At 72.8% G+C, this 7255-nt stretch carries 6 protein-coding genes, 1 pseudogene and 1 riboswitch; of the genes and pseudogenes, 2 read left to right on the top strand and 5 right to left on the bottom strand.

What is annotated here, in order from left to right; all coding sequences use genetic code 11:
- Positions 1–209 precede the first annotated feature (209 nt).
- Entirely contained in the window at positions 210–584 is a 375-nt protein-coding gene (locus tag E1182_RS27865; RefSeq protein WP_132270715.1) for an STAS domain-containing protein, read from the top strand.
- Between the two features lie 109 nt (positions 585–693).
- On the top strand, positions 694–1221 hold the full coding sequence (locus E1182_RS27860) for an SRPBCC family protein (RefSeq protein ID WP_243706457.1): 528 nt from the start codon (positions 694–696) through the stop codon (positions 1219–1221).
- A 71-nt stretch (positions 1222–1292) separates the two neighbouring features.
- Here the strand turns inward: E1182_RS27860 and E1182_RS27855 are convergent, their stop codons facing one another.
- The 5 genes and pseudogenes from E1182_RS27855 to E1182_RS27835 all read right to left on the bottom strand — a co-directional run.
- Positions 1293–2351 (bottom strand): hypothetical protein, encoded by a 1059-nt coding sequence (locus tag E1182_RS27855; protein WP_132270714.1) that lies wholly within the window; start codon positions 2349–2351, stop codon positions 1293–1295.
- A gap of 3 nt (positions 2352–2354) precedes the next feature.
- Positions 2355–2486: riboswitch (cyclic di-AMP (ydaO/yuaA leader) on the bottom strand.
- A gap of 129 nt (positions 2487–2615) precedes the next feature.
- Entirely contained in the window at positions 2616–3530 is a 915-nt protein-coding gene (locus E1182_RS27850; protein ID WP_132270713.1) for a cation diffusion facilitator family transporter, read from the bottom strand.
- 192 nt (positions 3531–3722) lie between these two features.
- Positions 3723–5837, bottom strand: a complete 2115-nt coding sequence (locus E1182_RS27845) for an AAA family ATPase (protein WP_132270712.1) — start codon at positions 5835–5837, stop codon at positions 3723–3725.
- Positions 5838–5961: 124 nt separating this feature from the next.
- Positions 5962–6900: an alpha/beta fold hydrolase gene (locus E1182_RS27840; protein WP_132270711.1), complete on the bottom strand. Its 939-nt coding sequence runs from the start codon at positions 6898–6900 to the stop codon at positions 5962–5964.
- A gap of 144 nt (positions 6901–7044) precedes the next feature.
- Positions 7045–7255: pseudogene (locus E1182_RS27835) on the bottom strand (metal-dependent hydrolase); the annotation flags it as partial.

Genomic DNA, 7255 nt, shown 5'->3' with positions numbered 1-7255 from the left:
CGGTTAGGCTGGGGCGGTTGGGGCGGCCCAGGCGGGTCGCTCGTTGACGAGGATGTGACCAGGAAAGTTGCGGTGATGACGGTCCGATCCGGCTGGATCCGCGAATTGCTCATCCCGAGGGGTGGCGACCGAGGCCGTTGGAGGAATACTCTCGGTCGCGGCCCGCGTACTGATGAGGCGCCCGTGAACGGGCGAGTGGAGGTGCTCGCGTGAGCCTGTCGATCGTGAAATCGGTTCTGCCGGGTGGTGTCATCCAGATCGCTCCACGAGGGGAGATCGACGTCGACACCGCGTACGAGGTACGTGAGGCGATCGCCGAGGTGCTCGCGAAGGGCCGACCGTCCCGTATCGAGCTCAACATGCGGCTCGTCACCTTCATCGACTCGGTGGGCATCAGCGCGATGGTCGCCGGCTTCCAGACCGCCGAGGTCAGCGGGGTGAAGTTGGTGGTCACCGAGCCCAGTCGATTCGTGCACCGCCAGCTCTGGGTGACCGGACTGCTGGGTCTCTTCGGGGCACCGGAGCCCTACTTCGCCGGGGCCGGTGCCGGGGCGGCGACCCGCGAGGTCCTGCCAGGGGCCTGACCCGGCGTCGCGCCGACCCACCACCGTCGTTCGCCGCTGGTCAACCGGGCCGGCCAGCGGCCCCGCCCGCCCGCGCGGGTTTCGTCTCGCCGTACCCAACCCACCTGCGTTGCCAGCCGAGTCCGCGATACGGGACGATCGGGCGACCGACGAGGAGTGGGAGGTCGGAGTGGTCCGGCGGGAGACGTTCAGCTACACGGTGCGCGCGCGCTGCTCACAGGCGGACGCGGTGGCGCTGTTGAGCGACCTGTCCCGTCAGGAGGAACTGCATCCGCTGATTCTGCGGGTACGTGAGCTGCCGCCCCGGCCCGGAGCGCGGGCCAGCTACGCGGTCACCGACCGGCTGGAACTGGGGCCCCTGCACTTCCCGGTCACCTATCAGGCCGACGTCCTGCTGGTCACCGACGACGAGATCATCGTTGAGGCCCGGCAGCAGCCCGGCACGACCGTACGCAACCACACCCGACTGCGTACGGAGGACGGCCTGCTGCGAATCGACGTCGAGATCACCCTCGCCGCCCCCGCGCCGCTGTTCGGGTACGCGTTCCGCCAGGCCCGGGCGGCGCACCTGGGGCTGGCCAGCCGCCTCGGCGACGTGCTGGACCGGCTCTCCGACGGCGGACCGATCACCGGCTGACCGAACCACCCCCGGGGCCGGGGTGGGTGCGGGGCCCGTCCGGGCGGACGGGCCCCGTGCGCGTGGTGCGGTCAGTACACCGACAGGTGGACGTGGTTGGTGTGGTCGCTGGACGGGTCGCCGTTCGCCCCGCTGTACGACTTCCAGCCGCTGCTGGGTAGCCAGATCTGCCGGTACCAGATCACGTAGAGCACGCCGAGCCGGTCGGCGTTGCGGACGTGGAACGCGGCCAGGTTGTCGCCGTACGTCCGGTCGCCGCCGGTCGCGTCCCCACCGAAGCCACCCTTCTGGGCGGCGAAGTCGCAGGCTCGCCCCTTCGGGTGCTCGCCGGACCCGCCGGGGCGGTAGCAGGAGACGTACCGGGTGAAGCCGGCGGCCTGGGTCTGTTGCAGGGCGTTGAGCATCCGGGGCGTGATGCAACCGTTGGCCGGGGTGGGGTCGTTGACGCTGCACGACTCGGGCGGGAAGGATCCGTCGGAGTTGCGTGGCGCGGACCTGGCATTGGACCGGGAGGTGCCCCGTGGAGCGCTGCTGGTGGCCCGAGGGGCGGACTGCGCGGAGGCGGCCACCTCCAGTGCCCGTTCGGCCTGTTGCTTGCGCTTGTCCATGACCGCGATCTGCTTGCGCTGCTCGACGATCTCGGTGGCCAGCGCGCTACGGGTGCGGGTGACCTCCTCCTTGGTCTTCAGGAGGTTGCGCAGTTCCCGGTCCTCCTTGCTGGCGACCGTCGCCAGCGCGGCGGCCCGGTCCAGGAAACCCTCCGGCGAGCCGCTGTTGAGCAGTGCCGACACCGGGCCGAGCCGGCCGGTCCGGTACGCCACCCCGGCGATCTCGCCGACCTTGCTGCTGCGTGCGGTCAGCTCCGATTCGACGGTCTTGAGCTGGTTGTTCAGTTCCTGCTGGCGCCGGGTGGAGCGTTCCAGCGCGGCCTTGGCGTCGAGCCAGCCCTTGCTGGCGGCGTCGAGTTGGGCGCGTAGCGCTGGGGTACCGCCCTCGTCGTCGCCGCTCGGGGCGGCGAGTCGGGTGGCGGGCGGGGCGGCGGTCACCGGCGTGGGGGCCGAGGTGAGGCCGACGGCGAGCGCCGCGACGATCGCGGCCGTCAGTCGGCCGGTGGTACGTCGTACGTGCATTCACATTCCTTCCGTCAGCCGCCGACCGGGTTAGCTGACGGGTTCGGGACGGAAGATCCCTACCGCTGGCGCGGATGCACCCCAGGTACCTGGTTCCCCGGCACGCCCGGGCGGGCGTTTAGGCGGCGGCCCCGCCGGCACCGTCGGGTGCCGCCTGGGCGGAGGCCGGAACCGAGACTACCGGTACCGGTGGGACGGATGCCCGGTTCGTGACTGAGGGTACGGGAGGTAAGCCTGTGAAAAGGGATGAACAAGTCAATTCTTCTACCACTCGACCCGACCGCACGCCCCCGGTGCCGCGCCCGGTTCGATCTGAAGGGTGGCATGGTCGATGTGGAAGTCCTCGTGCAGCGCGCTGCGGGCGGCAGCGAGCACCGCGCCGACCTCGGCACCCGGGCACATGGTCAGGTGCGCCGAAGCCACCTCCATCCCGGAGGTGAGCGTCCAGACGTGCAGGTCGTGCACCTCGGCGACGCCGGGGACGGCGGTCAACCGGTCATGCACCGCGGTCACCTGGAGGTGTTCGGGGGCGGCCTGCACGAGGATGCGAACGGCCGCGCGGCCCAGCCGCCAGGTGCGGGGGAGGATGAACAGGCCGATCGCCACCGCCACCGCCGGATCGGCCCACCACCAGCCGCCCACCGCGATCAGCAGCGCGGCACCGATCACGCCGAGTGAGCCGAGCAGGTCGCCCAGCACCTCCAGGTACGCCCCACGCAGGTTGATGCTCTCCTGGGCACCCTTGCGCAGCAGAGCGAACGCGACCACGTTGGCGAGCAGGCCCAGTACGGCGACCGTCAGCATCGGCCCGGTCCGGACCTCGGGCGGGTCGCCGAACCGCCGTACCGCCTCGATCACCACGTAGACGGCGACGCCACTGAGCAGGAGCGCGTTGCCGAGCGCGGCGAGCACCTCGAGCCGGTAGAGCCCGAAGGTGCGCTGCGGATCCCGCTCGGCCCGCCGGGTGGCGGTGATGGCAGCCAGGGCCATGCCGATGCCGAGCACGTCGGTGAACATGTGCCCGGCGTCGGAGAGCAGCGCCAGTGACCCGGTGGCGACGGCGGCGACCCCCTCGACCACCATGAAGACCGCGAGCAGGGCGAAAGCCGCCCAGAGTCGGCCCCGGTGGCGCTGCGCCGCGTTCGCGACCGCCCCGTGGTGGTCATGCCCTGCGCCCACGCCCGCACCTCTCCGTCGCCGTACCGGACCCGGTGCCAATCTATGCTGACATCGCTATGTATGCAAGTGAACGGCCGGTGACGCCCCGGGTCCGACCGCCGGCCCCCCATCGGGGGCCTCCCGGCGGTTTCCCCGGACTCCGCCCTGCCCAACCTGCCGGCGTCCGCCGGGCGAGCCGGCCAGGCCCGACGGTCAGCCCACCGGTTCCACGGTGGTGAGGCGCTGGGTGGCCCGGGACAGGGCGACATAAAGGGTACGGACACCGGAGGGCTCGGCCCGGATCTCACCCGGGCAGACCAGCACCACCCCGTCGTACTCCATGCCCTTGGCCTGGAGGCTGGTCACCACCTGCAGCCGCGCCCCGCCCCGCCCGTCCAGCCAGCCGGCCACCTCGTTACGGCGCGGCACCGGCGTGATCACCCCTACGGTGCCCTCCACCTCGGCCAACAGCGCCGCCACCGCGTCCACCGTCGCGCCGGCCAGCTCGCCCGCCGGGACGGTCAGCGCGACCGGATCCACGCCGGTCGACCGGACCGCCCTCGGCAGCGGCAGGTCCGGGTGCAGCCGGCGGATCTCCGCCGCCGCCACCGCGAAGATCTCCGCCGAGTTCCGGTAGTTGGTGGTGAGGTTGAACCGGTACCGTCTGCGCCGGCCCAGCGCCTGGTCCCGCGCCCGGTCCAGCTCCTGCGGATCGCCGGCCCACGCGGTCTGCGCCGGATCACCCACCACCGTCCAGGAGGCCAGCCGGCCGCGCCGGCCGACCATCCGCCACTGCATCGGGGAGACGTCCTGCGCCTCGTCCACCACCACGTGCGCGTAGTCGCGGTAGTCCTCCGGTCGCTCCCGGGCCGCCGCCCGGGCGGCCCGCTGCCGGTCGGCGAACGTGCTCAGCTCGCGTACCCCGCCGGTGAGACGGAACGGGTCGCGTTTCGGCTTCGCCGGCCGCACCGGCTTGCCCAGCAGCGCGTCCAGCTCGTCCAGCAGCGCGATGTCGGCCACCGTCAGCCCCTCGGTCGCCAACGACCGGTACGCCTCCGACAACAGCGTGATCTCGGCGCGGGAGAGCACACCGCCGGCGTACCGGCGCAGCCGCTCCGGCCGGGCCAGCCAACCCAGCACGTGCCGGGGGTGCAGCCGGGGCCACCAGGCCTTCAGGAACTCGCGGAACTCCGGCCGCTCGATGATCTCGTCCTCGAAGGCGGGCTGCTCCGGCAGGCGGGGGATCTCCAACCGGCGGGCCTGCGCATACAACGCGGCGAGGACGGCGTCGAACGCGGCGCGGCGCACCTCGTTGCGGCGGCCGCCCCGGGACAGTGTCCGGTCCCGGACGCCGTCCAGCTCACGGCGCTCCAGCCGGAGCAACGCACCCCGGTAGAGCAGACGCAACTCGTTCGGGCCGTCCGGGACCGCGTCGCGGACCGCGCGTTCCAGCACCCGACGCATCCGCAGCGAGCCCTTCACCGCCGCCACCTCCGGCGGATCGGTCCGGGTCGCCGACAGGCCGGGGAAGAGCGAACCGAGCGAGTGCAGGGTGGCGGTCTCCTCGCCGAGCGAAGGCAGCACCGAGGCGATGTACTCGACGAAGACCGCCGAGGGCCCGACCACCAGGATGCCGCCGCCGGCGTACCGGCTGCGGTCGGAATAGAGCAAATACGCCGCCCGGTGCAGCGCCACCGCCGTCTTTCCGGTGCCCGGACCGCCCGAGACGATGGTGACCCCGGAACCGGGGGATCGGATCGCCTCGTCCTGCTCCCGCTGGATGGTGGCGATGATGTCCCGCATCCCCCGCCCGGTGGCCCGGGACAGGGTCGCCAGCAGCGCCCCGTCGCCGACCACCGCCAGGTCGGCCGGGGCCGCCTCCGGATCCAGCAGGTCGTCCTCGATCCGGGTGACCTTCTCACCCGAGGACTGGATGGTGCGCCGGCGCACCACGCCCAGCGGCTCGGCGGGGGTGGCCTGGTAGAAGGCGGCGGCGGCCGGGGCCCGCCAGTCGACCACCAGGGTCTCGGCGTCCACGCCGCGCACCCCGAGCCGACCCACGTGCAGCACCTGGCCGGTACGCAGGTCGAGCCGGCCGAAGACCAGCCCCTCGTGCTCGGCGTCCAGCACGTGTCGCCGCTGCGCGGCGTGGAAGACCATCGCGTCCCGCTCCACCAGCGCGCCGAAGGTGCCCACCCGGGCCAGCCCGTAGCCCTCCTTCTCCGCCTGCGCGGCCGAGCGTCGCAGCTCGGCCAACCGGGCGTACACCCGGTCGAGGTGCCGCTGCTCGACGGCGATCTCCTGCTCCAGGGTCGTCTGGTCGGTCAACGTGGGGGCTCCTGTGCGACGGCGGCGCCGGACGCGGGCGCACGCCAGGCGCAATGAGGGTACGGGCAGGCCGCCACGGCACACCCAGCCCGGGCCGCTTCCCGCGACCTCGGCCACCTCCCGGTCAACAGGTGCCGGGGGAGGGGAGCGTCCGGGGAACGGGCGTGCCGGCCATGACCCGGTGCAGCACCGCCGACAGGGCAGCGTTCACCTCGTCGGGGCGTTCCACCATCAGCATGTGCCCCGCGCCGGGGCATACCGTCAGATCGGTCACCGGCAGGGCTGCCGCGATCGACTCCGCGCACGGCGGCGGGGTGAGCCGGTCCCGGTCGCCGACCAGGGCCGCCGCCGGCAGATGCGCCAACTCGGCCAGGGTGTCCAGCCGGTGCTGCGCGCCGATCGAGGCCCGGAAGCCGCCGATCGAACGCAGCGAGGCGCGGGCCACCGCCGAGGTGACCAACCGGATGTCGGCCGGATCGCAGCGTTCGCCGAAAAGCATCCAGCGGATGCTCGGGCGCAGCGCGCGCAACAGCGCCCGGGGTGGGCGCCAGGAACCGCAGCGGGCCAACACTCCCGCCCCGGTGGTCTCGGCGATCCGGATCAGCCGGGCGATACGGGGCGACAGGCCGTACGCGGTGTGCGTGTGCCCCTCGGCGGTGGTGGAGACGAAGACCAGCCCGGCGATGCGGGCGGCGAAGTGCGCGGGGTGCCGGTGGGCGTACTCCATCACGGTCATCCCGCCCATCGAGTGCCCCACCAGCACCACCGGGCCGGTCGGCACCACCTCGTCCAGCACTGTGGCCAGGTCGTCGCCGAGCTGCGCCAGCGTGGCCGTACGCCGTGCCATGCAGCTCGACCCGCCGTGCCCCCGCGCGTCGTAGGTGACCACCCGTACCCGCTCGCCGAAGCACTCCCGCAGGTGGGCCACCTGCCGGTGCCAGACCCGCCCGTCCAGGGTCCAACCGTGCAGCAGCACCACCGTGGTCGCCGCGTCCGCCGATCCGGTCACCTCGACGTGCAGACGTACGCTGTCGGGGAGCCGCACCTCCCGCCGTTCCGGCATCGTCACCTCCCCAGGCCACCCGGGAACTCCACCCCGGCGTAACCCGCCGGTAACACCGGCTACCCGTCATCAGACCACGCCAACCATGCCGGTGAGAAGATCCCCGACCCGAAGCGGATGGCGGACCTGGCCCGGTCGGGCCGGCTACGGGGTGATCAGTGCCCATGTGCTGATCCCGCCCAGCACCAGCAGGGCGGGCACCACCAGCAGCAGTTCGGCCGCCGACCCGGTGCGGAACCGCAGCGGGGCCCAGATGCCCAGCGCCGCCCACCGGCAGCCCCGGATCCGCAGCGGCCACAGCAGCGGCACCCGGGTGAAGGTCAGCGCGTCACCGAGGGAGTGCACCAGGCAGCCC

The organism is Micromonospora sp. KC721 (assembly GCF_004348355.1).
Lineage (GTDB): Bacteria > Actinomycetota > Actinomycetes > Mycobacteriales > Micromonosporaceae > Micromonospora.
This window is presented reverse-complemented; position numbering and strand designations above follow the sequence as displayed.

What these genes read in the sequence shown, in the direction of transcription:
- E1182_RS27855 (WP_132270714.1), bottom strand. Translation starts at nt 2,351, where the DNA reads ATGCACGTACGACGTACCACCGGCCGACTGACGGCCGCGATCGTCGCG.
- E1182_RS27840 (WP_132270711.1), bottom strand. Translation starts at nt 6,900, where the DNA reads ATGCCGGAACGGCGGGAGGTGCGGCTCCCCGACAGCGTACGTCTGCAC.